The 19,058-nt window shown below is 48.1% G+C and carries 8 protein-coding genes; all 8 read right to left on the bottom strand.

Annotated features, from left to right (window positions below):
* Positions 1 to 111: 111 nt before the first annotated feature.
* Positions 112 to 468, bottom strand: a complete 357-nt coding sequence (tnpB, locus tag GILYN3_RS09065) for an IS66 family insertion sequence element accessory protein TnpB (RefSeq protein ID WP_049721474.1) — start codon at positions 466 to 468, stop codon at positions 112 to 114.
* Entirely contained in the window at positions 465 to 755 is a 291-nt protein-coding gene (gene tnpA, locus GILYN3_RS09070; RefSeq protein WP_049721475.1) for an IS66 family insertion sequence element accessory protein TnpA, read from the bottom strand. Before tnpA ends, tnpB begins: the two co-directional genes overlap by 4 nt.
* Positions 756 to 1,372: 617 nt before the next feature.
* Positions 1,373 to 13,753, bottom strand: coding sequence for a choice-of-anchor A family protein (locus GILYN3_RS09080; RefSeq protein WP_049722685.1), 12,381 nt, complete (start codon positions 13,751 to 13,753; stop codon positions 1,373 to 1,375).
* Positions 13,754 to 14,099: 346 nt separating this feature from the next.
* Positions 14,100 to 15,989, bottom strand: coding sequence for a DNA topoisomerase IV subunit B (parE, locus tag GILYN3_RS09085; protein WP_049722686.1), 1,890 nt, complete (start codon positions 15,987 to 15,989; stop codon positions 14,100 to 14,102).
* Between the two features lie 72 nt (positions 15,990 to 16,061).
* The gene (locus GILYN3_RS09090; protein ID WP_049722687.1) at positions 16,062 to 16,652 is read right to left on the bottom strand and encodes a YqiA/YcfP family alpha/beta fold hydrolase; all 591 of its coding nucleotides are present in this window, start codon (positions 16,650 to 16,652) and stop codon (positions 16,062 to 16,064) included.
* Positions 16,653 to 16,691: 39 nt separating this feature from the next.
* Complete coding sequence (cpdA, locus tag GILYN3_RS09095; RefSeq protein ID WP_049722688.1) at positions 16,692 to 17,516, bottom strand: 3',5'-cyclic-AMP phosphodiesterase; 825 nt, start codon at positions 17,514 to 17,516, stop codon at positions 16,692 to 16,694.
* Positions 17,517 to 17,736: 220 nt separating this feature from the next.
* The gene (locus GILYN3_RS09100) at positions 17,737 to 18,201 is read right to left on the bottom strand and encodes a DUF1249 domain-containing protein (protein WP_049722689.1); all 465 of its coding nucleotides are present in this window, start codon (positions 18,199 to 18,201) and stop codon (positions 17,737 to 17,739) included.
* Positions 18,201 to 18,875, bottom strand: coding sequence for an NUDIX domain-containing protein (locus tag GILYN3_RS09105; RefSeq protein ID WP_232305555.1), 675 nt, complete (start codon positions 18,873 to 18,875; stop codon positions 18,201 to 18,203). Before GILYN3_RS09105 ends, GILYN3_RS09100 begins: the two co-directional genes overlap by 1 nt.
* Positions 18,876 to 19,058: the final 183 nt, after the last annotated feature.

The raw sequence follows: 19,058 nt of genomic DNA on the forward strand, positions 1-19,058 counted from the left end.
CTCGCACGGCTTTTTAAAAGCGTTTCTTGTTCTTCAAGTTGCGCTTCAAGCTCTTTGATTTTGTGTTCAAGCGGTGCGATTTCTGACATGCCGCTATTTTACCAAAACTCATCAACGAACGTCTCGGTAAAACAGCGTTTCATGCGGTTTTAATTGAGCGATATCAAACCCGCGCAAGAGCCATTGCCACTGTTCGTGATCCAGTACCACAGGATCTTCCGGCAAGCGCTTGGGCCACTTAAACTTATCGCGCTCTAAGCGCTTTTGCCACAGAGCAAAACCCGTCTCATCCCAGTACAACACCTTAAGTTGACTGCGCTTTTTGTTGCAGAAGACAAACAGCGCAGGATCAAAAGGCGAAATCGCCATCTCATCCTGAACGATAACGCTTAATCCGTTAATCGCTTTGCGAAAGTCTACCGGCTCGCGGTGTAGGTAGACCTTAATATCTGCCGGCCACTGGATCATGCAGCCAAAGCCTTGACCAGTTGTGCGATAGTGTCCACATCGCCGGCGGGAAGCTTCACCGCGACAGAGCCGTAGTGTATCGTTGCCTCACCGGACGGCTTAGGCTCGGCCAGTACGGTTCGGGAAAACCTACTTGGTTCAGGACGAGCTTTAAGCTTTGTCCGTCGCAGGCTGAAGTATTTAGCGTTGAGCCCACGTTCGGCACAGAACTTGGCTTGAGTTAATCCGCTTTGCTCGAACTCCTCGATCAGAGTCAGCCAGTCGGATTGGCTGCGATGCTTTTTCATGTGAACCTCCTATTGATGAAAGCTGGGAGGTTACTGGCCTAGGATTGATTCGTATAGTGGGTGGTTGGTTTGGCGCTTACGATTAAAGGACTATTTATAAACTGGCAGTTACACAGTTTAATTTACAGTCTCTATGCTCGCCGGCCACGTCGTTGACTTGGGGGATGTGAGGCACCATCTAGACTCGAAGATAGATAATCACTACACCTAACTTGGCATAGCGATGGCGTAAAAGATCTCCCAACTTATACGGAACCCTTTACCACTTGAGTAGCTGCTCAGCTTCTATTGGTTTAAATTCGCGTCAGAAGTTTCTTACGACCCCACTTTTCCAGAAATTTTTTAACCCATAAACATCTCAAGACTCCGCCTTCGCTTCCAAATCAGACAGTAGACCCTTTAGTCTTTTTACAAGCTCCTGCGCATTGTCAACGCTTAACTCCAACTCAACATTTCCGATTATATCTTCATCACTCAGCTCATCAAAAGAAGAAACTGACACATCTGGGTGAACCCCCCAAACTTCCAAATTTATACGTCCTTTATGAACTTCACAGACCTCCAGAAATCCTTTCCTATAGTTAATCGAATCACATCTTATTTTCATCATAGCCACCCTACTTGAAGGTCTTCAATATCTCATCAATAACAATGTCCTGATTAGCCTTGCCGGACTTTCCGAGGATTTGAATCTCACCTTCGATTACTCGAAAATAGACCCTCGCACCATCTCTTGATCTTGCCTCGGATATTCCCTTCCCTATGGGGCGTGTACCTATCCCTGGATTCAAATTTCCTTCACTTAGCTTGCCTGTTAAATCATCAAGATCTCTTTGTATTTTTTGGTCTTTAGCAGCTTTTTGAGCTTCTTTTGCCAGGCGTGGATTCTCCTTTAATCTTGAGTTAAGTTTAAAACAGCTGGAATTGTGATTAAGTACTGCTAAAGCACCAACAAAGTACACATGGTGATTATCCACCGTCAGATTATATACTTTGGTATATTTTGTATATGCCTTACTCTCTATAATTTCAATCAAATCTCCATTGATATTATAGAGATAATCTCCGCCCTTTAAGTTTTGTGCGACTACCCATGTTTCTGTTGAGGGTGAGTAGTATGGATGATCCGCAGTTGAAACAACTTTTGAGCCATCGTCAAAAATTAAGTCAACCATCTCCTTTTCACCCTCTCCAACAATAACATGAATAACCTCTTCGAGCTTAAGCTCGTCAGATTGGATATCAAAAGACCAAACTTTATCTCCAATGCTAATTTCAGAAATTGGTCGCAATCCATCTTCCGTAGAAACTAAAGAGTCCCCCTCAAAGCTGTTTAATTTACAAATTTTGTCGAAAAATCTCTTTACATGTTTAGTTGGCAAAAGGGATAGTAGAACATTTGTTCCTATATCTCTTGCTGACATTTCTTCATCGCTAGTAGCCAATGAGAATATGTCGTAAACCGATCCTGCCACATTAATCGTCGTGAGAACTCCCTGAATAGTCGATGATGCCGAAAAACCACCTATTCCAAATCTCCCAGATGGATCAGTAAAATTTACGGGATCTGTGTTGGCATATAAATACTTGTGTAGTGTAACCGGATCTTGAGAACGCCCCATCCACGTATCCATCTGCGTAAAACGACCCACATTCTGGTCGTAATACCTCGCTCTTAGGTAATACTGATCCAACCCAGCATCATACTGCTCACCGGTAAACAAGTAGGCATTTTCAACATCTCCAGTACTGCCTAACAGATCACCCCAAGCATCATAACGATAGCTTGCAGTTTCCGCACCGCGCTCGTCTGTTAATAACCTTGTGCTGCCCAAGCCATCGTAACCGTAGTAATGATAACCGTCTTGCGCGGTATATTGGCTGATTAGGTCATCGCCGTAATGGTAATAGCGCTTATCGTTGGCGCTGTTTTCTAATATTACTTGTGCGTAGTCGCGATTACTGTCCACCGTAAAGTGGGTGGCAATGCCGTTACTGGTTTTACGGGTACGAATCCCATCAGCGTTATAGGAATAGGTTGTTGTTATTCCGCCTTTAACAGCCTCGACCATTTTGTTTTGGCTGTTATAGGCATAGCGGGCAATAACACTACCATCTTCCGTTTCCGTTAATGTATTACCGTTGTTGTCATAAGCGTAGTGAATGCCCCCTGCTTGCAGCAACCAATCGTTGGCGTTGTAGGTGTAGCCCGTGGTAATGCCGTTGACGGTTTGTTGGGTGCGATTACCAACCTTGTCATAGGCGTAGCTGGCCTGATGCAGGGTGCTAGTATCGGTGGCGGTTTGAGTTTCGCTTACCAATCGATACAGATCATCAAAGCTGTAGCTGTGGGTGATGCCGTTCAGCTCTTCGATGGCGGTACGGCGCCCTGTTGGGTCTAGGGTGTAGGTAAACGCACCTAACGTGGTCGAGCTTTTGTTAATATCGACCTGTGTTAAACGATTGAGCGCATTGTAAGCATAATTAGTCGCCACGCTGTTCGGATAGCGCACCTGCCTAAGGTTGCCGTTTTCATCGTAGTAATAGTAACTGCGGCCATCGTCTGTCTGTGCCCACGAAAGCCTGCTGCCATTATCAAACGCAAAATCCATTTCGGACTGAGTGTTGTCCGGCTCCGTCAAGGTTATATTGGTGCGGTTACCGGCTTTATCGTACTCATAAGCCAACACGCTCCCATTGGGCTTCCGCTCCTCAATCAACCGGTTGCGGGCATCAAATGTGTAGGCTGTCACGCGGGTATTACCCTCGCCATCGTCTTGGGTGGCGCTTAGACGGTTGCCTACTGCATCATAGGTAAAGTGATGAGAGCGTCCGTCGGAAAACTCTGCCCGAGTTAAACGATCATTAATGTCGTAGTAATATCGCTGAGTGTCGCCGTTAAAGTCTGTGTGCGATGTACGGTTGCCTACAGCATCGTAGCGAAAGGTTTCCGTTTGGCCTTCGGGCAAGGTGCGGCTGATCTCGCGGCCCAGTTTGTCGTACGTCCAGCGCGTTACTTTATTTTCTGCGTCGGCTTGGCTTAGCTTTAAGCCTCGGCTGTCGTAGCTGTACTCTGTGCGGTTACCGTGAGCGTCAATTACAGCGCTCAGCAAACCCGCTGAAGTGTACTCAAATTGCGTTGTCTTACCCCCCTGATCCGTACGGGAGGTTTCGCGACCCAGAGCATCGTATGTGACACTATCCTCTGTGCCATCAGGGTGGATGGTACTGATTAAACGACCCGTCGCATCGTAATCAAAGCTGGTAATATTTGATTTTGGGTCTTTAACCGAGGTACGCCAGCCTTTTTGGTTGTAAGTGAAGTGCGTATAACGGCTGTACGGGTCAATCTGGTACTTGACTCGCCCAGCATAATCGTAATTGAAGTTTATCTGACGATGATTCCGTTCATTGTATTCGTTTTGAACACGTCCATTTCTGTCGTAACTTGTACGAGTGGTGGGATTATCGCTGGTATCGGCTGTATCGTCTGGATAAACTGTTTTAACGAGCTGACCAATAGCATCGTACTCGTACTGAGTGGTGCGCCCCATCCGGTCAGTTGATTGGGTGCGCTGCCCTTCAGCGTCGTACGCACTCTGCTCACTCGTACCATCCGCATAAAGGGTTTGCAGTAAATCGCCCCGGTCTGAGTATACGAATTCGGTACGCCGCCCCAGCGCATCAATCCGCGCAACCTCTAGGCCCGCTGCATCGTACTCGGTCTCGGAGACGTTATTTAACGGATCGGTCGTTTTAATCAAACGGTTTTCAGCATCGTACTCATAAGTGGTAACGATCGTTTCGGTACTACCGTCATCTAACACAATAGTTTCTGTTTCCGATAACCGATTGCCCATACTGTCCAGCGTGTAACGTTTAACAGTACCATCGGGTTCTTCTTCATACGTAAGGCCTCGAACTGAGTAAAGTTGAAGGGTCTCATTACCCTCAGCGTCTGAGACACTTCGGACCCTACCATCCGGGTGATACGTTAAAGACGAAACGTTGCCGGCGGCATCTTGCATGCTCGTCAGCCAGTTGCGGCCATCGTAGCTGGCGACGGCGGCAGTTGATCCGTCGGCCTCTTCGATGCGAGTAACATCACCACGGTTATTGTAGGTGTAATAGGTGGTATTGCCGAGTTCGTCGGTCTCTGAAATTTGTAAGCCGCGGCTGTCGTAAGTCCAGGATTTGGTTAATCCTAGAGGGTTGCGCTCGGTCAGCATATTGCCAAACTCATCGTAAGTACGATGAGTTGTATGCCCTAACGCATTGATTTCGGCGGTAACATCACCGCGTTTGTTATAAACATAAGTTGTCTCATGCCCCAAGCGGTTAGTGATCGTCTCGGTTTTCGCATCAATGTCATGGTCGAATTCAATGCGATTGCCGTTGGCGTCTATGCGAGCGACTAAACGACCATCATCGTCGTATTCATTCCGTGCCACGGTAATGCCGCGAGGATCAATAATATCCGTGAGGTAGTGCGGGTTTTTAGGGCTTAGGTAATCAAACTGCATCACTTCAGCTTCCGCATTGGCCACCGCAGCCAGATCCCCCGCTATGGAATAATCGTAATTAACTTTTTTGCCATTGGGTAGTTCTAACGCAACGATACGGCCTTGAATATCTCGGTCAAAGAAAATTTGTTCGCCACTTGAATGAACAATACCGGTATCGCTGAATGTCAGCTGGTTGTCAGCGGTGTCTTTAACGGCATGCAAACCAAAGTCGCGATTGATGACATACCGCATACCATCTTGGGTGGTCAGGATGTAGTTTTTGGGATCGACCGCATTGGTTATATCCCCAATATCAACAAGGTTGTCATTTATGGCTCTTAGTAAACCGTAATCGGTCTGCACCAAAGTGGAGTGTGTACCGTCAAGTGGCTCCATCACCAAACTGACATCAATGGTAGGAACAAAATGCGTACATTCAGGGCTAGCTTTCGCCTTAAATTTCTCTAAATCACCGTTAGGCAGGCGAACACTAATTATAGGGTTCCCCATTGGTTTTACGCAAAAACGGGTGTTAAGCCCCGAGCCTTCTTTTTGAAACTGCCAGCCCAGGCCCACCGTACGCGATGTATGCACACGCACATTTTGATAATCCACGCTCCAGCCGTAGCCAAAATCTAGCGACTCTTGCGCTTGGCGCGAATCGTAGGTACGAGTCACGCGAATAGGAATACCGGCAAGGGGCACATGAGCGTCTTCAAAGGTGATGGAGAAATGACCTACTTTCATTTCTCCATCTACCGCGAGAGACAAAGACTCCACAGCTTCTTTACCTTGGGTATTCCAAGCACGCAGCACTAGCTGGTACTGACCGTTTTTGAGCATGGTGGGGTCAAACTGCCCGACAACACCGTTGATTACTGGCTCAGAGCCTTGATTAAGCTCAATCAGACTGGTTGTGCCTTTTTCACGGTAATACAACTTCCAACTCGACACATCATCGCCCAATACGCTGCCTTTAATTTTTATAGGCTCAGTCACTGTCGCGTCAAAATCTGGGAAGGTAAAGCTAACCGTTGGTGCATCCTCTGTACTGTTTGGATCACGCACAAAGAACTCGCCAATGGCGGACGCAGAGCTTACGCCATCGGTGACTGTCGCCTCTAAAAGGTGTAAGCCTAATGTGCTAGCAGGTACCGTCGCGGTTAAGTTCGGGTTTACCGTTAAAGGGGTGCCATCTACGCTTAGCGTCGCCTGCACCGTGCCCACGGCGCCATCGGCCACCAGCTGGACACTGACCATTTCACCTTGGTCGACGAAAGCTGGTGTGATGTTCATAGCCAGTGTCAAGGGGGCGTCTGCACTGGCCACAATCACGGTCCAAATTTGCGACGCTGTAAAGCTACCATCGGATACCAACAATCGAACATTAGCATTGCCTTCGGCTGTGGGTGTCCAACTGAGAGTCTGGCCGCTTAATGTCATGCCCTCTGGGGCGTCCAGCAAAGAGTAAGAAAGCGTGTCACCGTCGGCATCAGACGCAGCAAAAGCGTACTGGTAGGTAAAACCGACTTTTGTACCCACTGCAGGGGCTGTGATCCATACTGGCGTTTGGTTTCCGGTCGCTTGGTTTGCCACGTTCACAACAAAAGTTTGTGTAGCTCGACCGCCACGACCATCCGTAACGCTTAGCGCAAAGTTAAACGTTCCAATCTGAGACGGGCTAAATGTTAATGTATTCCCTAAGATGCTGGCCCCTGGTGGCGCTTGATCTAACTGATACGTTAAAGCATCGCCATCGGCATCGTTTGCCACGATGCTGTATCCCAAAGTCGAGCCTAACTGCATCTGTGTTACAGGCACGGAGGTAATAGCTGGCGCTTGATTCTCTAGCGGGTTATTAACGTAGACCGTCACGGTTTGCGTTACAGATGCGCCACGCCCATCATCAGCTTTAACAGCGTACACTTGCTCGCCCGTTTGATCTGGCTGCGGCACCCAACTCACGACACCAGCATTAAGGGTCATAGCAGTTGGTGATTCGCCCAAAGATAAACTCACCACATCACCATCGGGGTCAACTGCCGCAACCTCATAGCGGTAAAGCTCGCCAACCAGCCCCTGAACACTTGGAGAGGTCAAAAACTGCGGTGCAAGGTTAGTACGAACTTCAGTAACATCAACTGGAAACACTTGCTCGTTAGACTCTCCGTATGGATCGCTTGCTTTAACTGTAAAAGAGGCAACACTGGGTGCACCAACCGTCGCAATCCACTGCAAGTAACCTGTTCGAGGATGAATCCGAGCACCTTCAGGGGCATCCAGCAGTTCATAAGTAATTGCATCACCGTCAGGGTCCGAGGCTTGCACGCGGTAGCTTACAGCACCTGTGTCAGATGTTGCCGCAGGAGGTGTTGTGGTAATAATAGGTGTAGAATTACTTGATGATGCAACCACGTCTATCGAGCGAGTATAAGAGATTTGAGGCGTCACATCATTCCAGTACGCGCCTATCTGTATCGAATGACGACCAAGCTGACTTGGTTTCGGTGTCCAATTCAATTCATAGGTTACTGGGTCGAGCGTCATACCTTCGGGAGCATCCAAAAGGTAAGCATAAATAACCGTATCTTTAGCAATTAAGCTAATGTCACCAACTACAGATATCGGTTCACCAACGGTTACCTGTGAAGGGAGATAAAAAGTCATAGACTGCGATTTGGCGACATCATGGAAACCCAATGTGAAATTTTGAGTCGCGGTCTCATCAGACATATCGCGCGCGGTTAACTCAGCGGTATACGCTGACGCTGTATTGTTGTTGCGCTCCATCTCTTCACTTGCGACAACGGGCTCAACCACAGCGGTGACCACATCTCCCAACTCCGTAATTTCTAACCCCGTAAAAATTATTTCACGCTGTTCAAAGGCAGAAAACGCGGTTAGGTTCTGCTGTGCCAACAAGGTTTCTGTAGAGATTTCACCACGATATAAAGCGACGACTCCGCCAGAAGGTAATCCTCCTTGACTAACGTTTGTTATAGTCACAGACAAGTCGATTAAACCGTCGTTAGTACGCGATTCTCCGCGGGGATAACTGATATGTAGATCAGCTAGTTGAGTAATATCACGCAGAGGATAACTCGTTTCATGAACACCGACTTGTGAGCCAGAATACTGCCAACGTTGATCAACACCAAACTCACCGTGACGTTGATCTATATGATTAAGCGATACCCACTCGGTCTTCCATGGCCCACCATCAGCTGTAGTTAACTCAACCGCTTGTGCGCCGTCTCCAACAAAAATACGGCCAACTTGATCACCAAACGGATCTAACAGGCCCCAAGACACCCCATCGCGAGCATTTCTAACCGGAAAGGCTGACGTTACTCCACCGTTTATAGCCGACAACAAACGTAAATCTTTATGTCCCTCTCCAGTAATCAGTATGTCACGCCGACCATCTTGATCTAAATCCGCAACCAACGCACGCCGCTGAGTATAATCAGTTAATAGGTCGTTATCCCAAATAACATTGCCATCTAGATCATAAAGGGCCACATCGGCCGCTGAAAAAATAGATTGTGTGCCGTCGCCTAAAAAGTCATCTATCAGTAATGGGCCAAAATTCGAAGGGGCCTTAGTGCCCCTCAAGGTTTTCACGAGATTCCCTTGCGCGTCTACAATATTGAGCACATTACTGTTAAAGCTTGTTTTACTCAGCACTATAAGTTCTGGCAAGCCATTGCCGGTAATATCGGCGCTCGTTATATAAGAATCGTAAATTGTGAGCCCTTCTAAGCCTGGGATAAACCAAAGCAAACTACCATCCTGACGACGAACTTGATCAAGATACGCCACCTCCAACTGCCCATCGCCATTTAAATCTAGAGCGTGAGGTGCGCCAGAGTACGCCCGGTCAAATAAATTAATAGAAGGAAAAAATCTCCATTTTAAACTGCCATCAAAATTGAAAACAGAATCACCAAATAGAATGTCGGTTTTCCCGTCGCGCTCCAGATCACTAAGCACGATACCTGTACCGCTGTAGCTATGCTGTGATACAGCATCACGACTCTGCCATTTGAAATTACCGTATCCGTCTACGGCGGTAATACGATACTCATTATCTACATATATCAAACTCGATTCGCCGGCGCCGTCTAGGTCAGCCATTGCCGGCGATACATAATCCGAAAGAAACTCCACGCCTTGATACTGCCATGCAAGAGTATCGCTATAGAGATCGTAAGCTTTTATTACGTGTGGAGAGTAAGATTGATAAACAAGCAACATGTCGTCATCGTGATCCAGCGTGCCGTTTCCGTTATCATCTCGCATCGGCCCAATCAGATACTGCCCTTGACTACCGTATATATAATTTTTATTACGTAAGGTTCGCTTCGCCGCTAGCACAGGTGCGTCCGCCCCTGCTGCAGAAAAATGAGGGTAAACTGGAAGCCCTGCTTCGTATGAGTCTAAATTAGCGGGAGTGGTTTTGGCAGACAGCCGCCCACTCTTGCCAAACCCTCCATTTACGGTTAAATCAAAACCTATTAGCGCACTTTCAACAGCCCAGCTGATCAAGTCGTTTAGATTTGAGTCTTCCGCTTTAAAACTGTAAGAGTATCGATTATTTGTATCCGCCACTGTCGGTGGCGTAGTCGTAATGACCGGGGGGAGGTTAGGTGTGTCATACATTACACCAAATGAAAATGCCTGAGAGTAACCAAACTGATCTATCACAGCCAAGGTCACCAGATTGGATCGCGTATAATCCAACTCACCTGAGTCACTCAGATCCCAATGCAGTTGGTGAGTCAACGCATCAAAGCTCATGCCTTCTGGCGATTCGAGCAAGATATACTCTATCTCAGCCGCCGGATCAAACGCTAAATTCAAATCGATAACGTTGTTTGCTCCCGAAACAGCGCGTTCCCACGGCAAAGTGACTGGCATCAACTCCATCGTCGGAGTCTGATAGCGTCCTTCGACATTTAAATTAACGGTAAATACTTGAGGCTCACCCACCAGATCTTCTACAGAAACCGTTAATGGCCAGAGCCCTTCAGTTTCTGGTGGCGGCGTTATCTTAATGGTGCCGGTAAGTGGGTCTAACTCAAAAGGCAGAGCCGAGCTGGCAGAGATAAAATGCGCATCACCTATGTCTGCGTCTGAAAACTCTAGCTTTAATTCTGTAGTTTGGTTGATGGCTAATAAGTAATCGTCTTCCGTTATAGGTACCGGAAGCTCATTGACGTCCTGACTCACGACACTCACATACTGCCGCGCAGAAGCGCCAAACTCATCGGAGACAACTATCTGCGCAATTGGAAGCAACAAATTATTATTTGTTTGATCGCATTCGTTATCACTGCTATGAATCAGCTCTACCCGAAGCAGATCGGGTAATTCGCCCTCAGGCAGCGGTATTTGTAGTGTTTGATTCGAAGATGAGGTCAACGCTAATGTCGATGTGTACGACGCAATTAATGTGTCATCGGCCACAGATAAAACATGAACTTCCATAGACTCAGGAGACTCAGTTAACCCGCGGTTTGCCACCGTCACCTGCAAGCTTTTGGCACTCTCTTGCTCTACCACTAAAGCCGACTCAACGACTAAATCAAACTGTTCGAAAGGCCCTGTTTGTTGCGTTACACCTTCAAACAGTTCGCGGACCAATGCACCGAACAACATCTCCCGTTCAAAATCAGTGCCTTTATTTACAAATTTCCAATCCCATACCGAGCCACCCGACATTAAAGCAGTTTCAAGGTAAGGCTTGCTATAAGAAAAATTACTAGAAATTAACGGGTCAAATATATCTTCTAAAGTTTTGTCAATCTCACAAGTTGATAGACGCCCTTCTGGGCTCAGTGAGTAAACATGCCCCTTGGCATTTAACCCCATAAATTTATCGCCGTTGGTACACTCCATGAGCGTGTACACAATGCCATGAACTGCCACGCCTGAAGCCTGAACCGCCAATTGGTGATTCGTAAGAACTTCGGGGTTGTTTTGCAAATTAGCAGCGGTATAAGGAGAACCCTGGGCAGGTTCATCTGCAACCCAGATAATGTTACTGGGCAACTCTGAGCGAAAAGGATAATCCTCAATCGTCTCTTCAAGCGCCAAGTTCGCGTACTCAGAGCCATAGGCGTTTCTACCGCCCCACGTTCGATTAAAGACCTCGCTGATGGAAGTTAATAATGATTCGTCGTCACCAAATTTTTGCGGGCGACCGAAGCCTGACACACCAAAAAGATTAGGAGAGTTGCCAACGCCTACCCCCTCAAGCTTGACCTCTGCGTTTAATTGCGCCAATGCATCTGACACTAAAGGCCAGAACGGTGTATTGGAGCCCGAACCGTCCAACAACATTACAGCATCCATGGCCTCTGGCACTTGATTCTGTCTAGAGACAGGCAACTCACAATATTTATTAGGTGCAAGATTACTATTGACCCATTCATGCGAACCGACCCAGCTGATCACGCCAGTTTGCGAATCAACACTCATACCTTCGGGCGCTTGCACTAAACCGTAAGTCAATTGGTCGTCATTAAGGTCGCTAGCAATTACTTGGTAGGAGTATGGGGCGCCTTCTTTCACTTCGTTTATCGGCGTACTGCTAATCACTGGGGCGTAATTAACACGATTAATGCTGATAACAAACGCCTGGCTATCACTAAGACCCGTGCTATCTGTCACCTGAACAGTGACCGGATAGTCTCTTTCGGTAAGGTTCCCTATGTCCCAAAGAATTTGGCCGGTTGTAGCTTTAACCGTCATGCCGCTAGGTGCTTCGGTGAGGCTGTAAGTCAGTATATCGCCCGCGTCTGGGTCGGTAGCGTTTACCGTATAACGGTATGTAGTTTGTGTGGCGGCGTGAAGCGTGGGCATTGAGGTAATAACAGGTGCCTTAGGGCCATCTGTTACTGTGATATTAATAGTGGCAATTGCGGAATCTACCAAACCGTCATTGCTGACAAAAGTAAAGCTGTCATCGCCGACAAAACCTACATTAGGAGTGTAGATTAGATTTCCCCCTGTCCCACTCAGGCTGCCGTGGGACGATTCCTGAACGACGGAGAAACTTAATGTATCGCCATTAATGTCACTGCCCACCAAGGTGATCGCTTGGGCTTCACCCTGCACTGCGGTTACGTTGGCGCTGTTGGCGGTAGGAGCATCGTTAGTAGTTTTTACGGTAATGATAACCGTCGCTAACACTGAGTCCGATTCACCATCGCTCGCAAGATAGGTAAACGTGTCTACCCCTAAGAAGCCTGCATTGGGCGTATAAGTTAAATTGGGTAGATCACCGCTAAGCTGGCCATTTTGGGGAGCGTCCACGATTACAAAAGTTAGTAAATCGCCATCTTGATCACTGCCCTTTAAGGTCGCCTCTACCGCCCTTCCTGCAATGGTATTAACGCCGAAGTCTTCAGCGATTACTGGCGCGCCCCAGGCAGAGCCAAGATTGTCAAAGCCCGGCAAATGCAATTGCATGGTGCCACCCCAAGACTTAGCAATTATTTGGCCTTTAACTGAGCCCGCGGACTGGGAAATATGCGCCCAAGGTGCCAATATTGACCCTTCGATTTCAATGGTTTTAAACGTAAGACGCTCGGCCTCGTAAAAGTTATACAAGGTGCGTGAACGATGTGGAACCATATCGTTCATCTTCAGGTTTTCTAAACCTATATCCTCACCCGATATATTGAAAACCAGATAAGCGTCTTCGGGGATACAGCTAATTTCCAAAGTGTGAACGGCCAAAAGCTGGGCGCCGTCTAACCGAAACACCTGCAGCGGGCTTTCACAGTCCCCATGCAAATGCACTCCACCTTCTTGGTAGGTAACAGTGGAGCTAGGCTCTGCGGTGCTGATCTGCTGCGATAAACCTCGAAAATATACCCCAGCTTGCTCGAAGTCGATGCCAACTTCGGCGTTATCGACCAAGGCGCCTTCCATTTTATTACGAACACTTGTACCTACTCCTGCCGAAGAGCCGCCTACCAGCACATTGCCGTAATACACCCGACCACTTGGGAGGGTAAGATCACCGCCCACCACCAGGACATCACCTGCTGTTATTGGGTTAAGTTTTTCACCTACAGAGAAATTTTTGACATTGCCATTACCGCCCACAGCCACGCGTCCGCCTACATTGGACGAGATGGCAGTAAGATCTTTTAAAATAAAAGCGCTGTAGCCCTCGGCGGGGCCAAGGTTAATATTCTCTTGGGGCGTAGACGAACTTACTGAAGATGCTGCCAGTGAACTGCTGGCAGTACTTGTGCTGCTTTGACTACTATTTTGATAGGGATTGCTTGAATTAACCGCTGACTTACCGTTATCACAAGCACTTAAAAAGCTTAGAAGTAAAAACGGAATAAATAATCTAACGCAGTGCTTGCTGATGCGATATATCAATGAATATAGGCGTGCACTAAAAAGAGTTTGATAACACCGAGGGCTTGAAATAAACGCAAGTACGCGTTTAGCAACAGCAAGGCTGGACATCCGTATCGCTCCATTGAGGCAACACAAAACCCTCAAGCGGCCTGTCCTTGCCAAATAATTAGTATAAAAATTTATAAAGGATGAAAATAATGCGGCGCAAACTACTTACCTTTTTGAACTTAGTCAACAATTAAGAAGTTAATTTAGACAGAACTTATAACCACCTCACATTAAACGCTCTGATACTAATTTGGACATGAAGAATTTGATATAAATAGCACCGAACTCGTCAAATAGCTGAGATTAGTCTAATGCAACACTATATATTTGACATGACCAACTTGAACAAACCTGTAGGTTTGCTCAAGCTTATGTGTATGGTTTAAATTTATAACTAAATGTTCAATTAAATAACAATCTCCGCCAAGTTACCTTTTTCTTCCAGCCAGGCCTTTCTATCGGATGCGCGTTTTTTAGCGAGTAACATATCCATAATTTGCACAGTGTCATCACCATCTTCTATACGTAGCTGTACTAACCGACGGGTGTCGCGTGCCATGGTGGTCTCGCGCAGTTGCAGTGGATTCATTTCACCCAAGCCTTTAAAGCGCTGTACGTTAACCTGGCCTTTCTTATTTTCGGCGGCAATACGATCTAGCACGCCGGCTTTTTCGCTGTCGTCTAGGGCGTAATAAACCTCTTTGCCCACATCAATACGGTACAGTGGCGGCATGGCAACGTAGACATGACCTTGAGCCACCAAGGGCCGAAAGTGACGTACAAACAATGCGCACAGCAAAGTGGCGATGTGTAGGCCGTCGGAGTCGGCATCGGCTAGGATACATACTTTGTTATAACGTAAACCACTTAAGTCATCCGTGGCCGGATCTATGCCTAACGCTACCGAAATATCGTGCACTTCCTGGCTAGCAAGAATTTGGTTAGAGTCGACTTCCCAAGTGTTTAGAATTTTTCCACGCAACGGCATGATAGCTTGGCATTCGCGATCGCGCGCTTGCTTGGCCGAGCCACCAGCGGAATCGCCCTCGACTAAAAAAATCTCACTATTGGCTGGGTCGTTACTAGAACAGTCGGCTAATTTACCGGGTAAGGCTGGGCCTTGAGTAATTTTTTTACGCGCGACTTTTTTACTAGAACGCACCCGAGATTGCGCATTATTAACACACAGCTCGGCAAGTTTGTCGCCCTCCTCTGTGTGCTGATTAAGCCATAAAGCAAAGGCGTCTTTAGCAACCCCCGACACAAATGCAGCGGCCTCGCGAGAGCTTAAGCGCTCTTTGGTTTGACCCGAGAATTGCGGATCGGCTAATTTAGAGGAAAGTACATAACAGCACTGACTCCACACATCTTCTGGGGCCAGTTTTACACCGCGCGGCACTAAATTGCGAAACTCGCAGTAATCGCGCAACGCATCCAACAAGCCAGTGCGCAAACCATTAACGTGGGTTCCGCCTTGCGCGGTAGGAATTAAATTGACGTAGCTCTCTTGGGTCAATTCACCGCCCTCGGGCAGCCATTGTACCGCCCAGCTTACGCCCGCGGTTTTACCCGTAAAATCCCCCACAAATGGCGCTTCGGGCAACACATCCCAACCATGTGTGTTGCCACGTAAATAATCTTTTAAACCATCTTCATAAAACCAGCTGTCTTTTTCGCCCGAGGTTTCATCTTTAAAAGTAACGGTTAAGCCGGGGCACAACACTGCTTTAGCGCGCAAAACATGGCGCAACTTACTGACCGAAAATTTCGCACTATCAAAGTAAGAGGCATTAGGCCAAAAGTGCGCACTGGTGCCAGTGTTGCGTTTACCGCAAGTGTCTATCACCTCTAAGTCAGATATTTTATCGCCGTTGGAAAATACAATGCGGTGCACTGCTCCATCGCGCCGAATGGTTACCTCTAAGCGCTCGGATAAGGCGTTTACTACCGACACCCCCACCCCGTGTAAACCACCAGAGAACTGGTAGTTTTTATTAGAGAATTTACCCCCAGCATGCAGCGTTGATAAAATAACCTCGACCCCAGGCTTGCCTTGCTCGGGGTGAATATCCACCGGCATACCACGACCATCGTCGGTCACGGTGATGGACTGGTCTTTGTGTAAAATGACATCGATTTGTTTTGCGTGCCCAGCGAGCGCTTCATCGACACTGTTATCAATGATCTCTTGCGCTAGGTGATTGGGGCGTGTGGTGTCGGTGTACATGCCCGGACGTTTTTTAACCGGATCTAGCCCCGTAAGAACTTCAATATCTTCCGCAGTATAATTAGCCATAGAATATCTTATGTGTAATGCACGATTATCTGTTGTAAGGGTTACCCTGCGCAAAGGGCGCAGGACAGTCGTTTACCGCATAGCGGAGAACGCGCGAAAAAAAGTCATAATATCGGCAACATGGTTTTCAAAGCCGACAAAACTGTGATCACCCGCAGGTTCAATCAGCTGTTTACAGCCGTGATACTTTGCAATTGCGTGGCGATAATCTAATACCTCATCGCCGGTTTGCGCCATCAGCCAGTAATTGTGCGGCCGTCGAATAGGCGTGCAATCGGCAGCTTGCATCTCGTCAATATGGGCGGCCTCTAAACGGTAGCTATCATCGGTGTGATACGAAACAAGGTCAACTCCCAAGTACTGTACCATAGACGCCCAAGGCCGCACCGATGGGTTAACCAGCACCGCTGGCAGATCGTAATGCTCGGCTAACCATGTCGCCCAAAAGCCACCCAACGAGCTGCCGATTAACCAAACCGGCTCCGGCTGCAGAAATTCCATCAAAGTATCTAGATCGCGGCGGGTTTGTGCGGGGTATGGGGTTAGCTGTGGACAATGAAAACTCACATCTGGCGCATGCTGGGCCACCCAGCGTTTTAAGACTTGCGCTTTATGCGAGTCCGGAGAGCTTAAAAAGCCATGTATATAAATGAGAGCTGTCATATTACCCCATCCTAGCTACCGGCCGGCAACTGTGATGGGTTAGTAACCAGCCGAACGATAGTCGATTTGATAGTCTTTGTCGGTGACGCGGGATACACCCGTCGCCAAGTGGCCATCGGGGTATAAATCAAACCAGCGATAACCCGGCATCGAGGTATCCACAGCAAAGTCGTCACACTCGGGCTTAAATTGTACACAAGTCGAGGGGGTGGCAAACAGTCTTTGCTTACCTCGGGTTACTTCAAAGGCTTGATGAACGTGCCCCCAACTAACCGCTTTTACTTGCGGCTGTGCATCCAATATGGCAAAAAAGGCTTCGTGACTACGCACTTGATACTGGTCGATCCAGTCGCTGCCGACCTTAACTGGCTGGTGATGCAGTAACACTAACGTCGGGGTATTAGGGTGCGCGGCGAGCGTGCACTCTAAAAACTCGAGCTCGGCGGCACTAAAATCGCCGTGCACATGACCGATAACACTTGAATCGAGCAGCACTAACAGCCATTCGCCGACCTTCATGGTACGCATCGCGGGTAAATACGGGTGGATAACTTGCTGCATCATAGCGGTGATATCGTGATTGCCCGGCAACCAACCTAGCGGACAATCAAAATAACGCCGCATGGTGTCAAGGTAACGTACATAACAGCTGGGGTCGGGATTGCTGGCAACGTCACCGGTGCAAACAACGGCATCGACCGAATCCTGCTCCGACTCAATGAGCTCAAGTACATCGACTAAGCTCTGGTCGGTATCCAAGCCCAACAAAGTCTCGCCAATGGCAGGACCAAGGTGGGTATCGGTAATTTGGATAAGCCGCGCAGGAATATCTGGGGCTTTTGTGGGTGACGCTGTCGGCACCATAGCGTTGGCAAATCCTTAAATTTGGGCATCCGTCATCTTGCCAATAAAGATAACGACTTATGCCTGCAGACGCTAGCCCCTAAGCCGCATCATCTGGGCAAAGTTTGACCGTTAGCCCATTTTTTACAGAAAACTTACCAAATATAATTGCAAACTGAGGCGCCAATGTGAGATTTAAAGCGCCATTATTATGATCCCCCCCAAAAAACCAGCGGCGGTATTACCTAACCTGCTGCGAAACATCGTGCAACGCACGACCATACTGCAAACAGTGAGTAAGCCACTCGCCTAAAAAACGGTTAAATTGAGCTTTTTCGTCCACCTGATACATATCCCTGTTAGGGTAGTTATAGCGCACCTGTAAGCGGCGATGCTTCTCCCAAGCTAGCACCTCGGCCACCTCCGCATCGTGATACAAGCGAACCGTCAACTGCGGCAATTGCAACCAACTGTTATCGCGCGCGTCTTGTCGCGCCACACGCACTGTGGTGGTGTAGCGCATACGCTCGGTCACCTCGATCAGCATCTCCCAACTTTTATCCGCACGCTCGACGGCAAAAGGCCATGCATCGCGCACCGCCAACTCGGGGGTAAGCTTACTGAGCAGAACATAATTTGTTTCACACTGAGCCATTTGCAAAGGAAAATTAACTTTGTAACGGTCTTTTTTAAGACTGTTGTTCATCAGCGGCCTGCCTGTAAATTAAGCGTCGCCCGCAAGTGCTCACGATTTAGCTGTAACCACTGCAAACCTATCAGCGCCGCAGGGTTGTTATAACGGCCAGTGTAAAGCTCGGCAAAAGCATCGTCTGCGGCCACGACGTATACCTTTATGTCTTCGTGCTCTTCTGGTAAACCAAAAATACCACCTGCGTCAGTTAAGTCGCATAGGCCACAATAAAGGTGCAGCTTTTCATCGCTGCTACCGGGGCTTGTCAGCAGACTGGTAATATAGCTTAACTCGACCTGTTCGATACCCGCCTCTTCAACCAGCTCACGTCTGGCAACGGCCTCTGGGGTTTCACCTACCTCAAGCATACCCGCCACCAGCTCTAACCGCCACGGGCCTTTTGGCTCATCTAGCGCGCCAAGCCGAAACTGCTCGATCAGAGCCACCTCATCGCGCACCGGATCATATAGCACGACCCCCACGGCCTCACCACGGTATAAAATTTCTCGCTGCATCGGCTCCGACCACTCACCTGTGCGAAACAAGCGGTGACGCAGCTGCACAGCTTCGGCCCGAAAAAAACCACGATACAAGTCTTGCTGCGCCACCACATCCACATCGTCGCGATCAAACATCGGGGCGGCAGTCAAAACATTAGCGGCAGTAGCGGGGGGACGCGTTCGACTCATTAGCTCTTCCTTATACGGCTGAGCTTTTGCTCTAACCCATTAACTTAACAACACTTTAATAGGACAACATTAAACCCGATACGCACAACACAGGCCTAACGTTAACCTCACAAGCCCGAATTCGACCAAGAGAAGCTCACACTTAATACACCTTAAGCCACCATTAACTTGGCGATATAAACG

This window comes from Gilvimarinus polysaccharolyticus, from assembly GCF_001187555.1.
Classification (GTDB): Bacteria; Pseudomonadota; Gammaproteobacteria; order Pseudomonadales; family Cellvibrionaceae; genus Gilvimarinus; species Gilvimarinus polysaccharolyticus.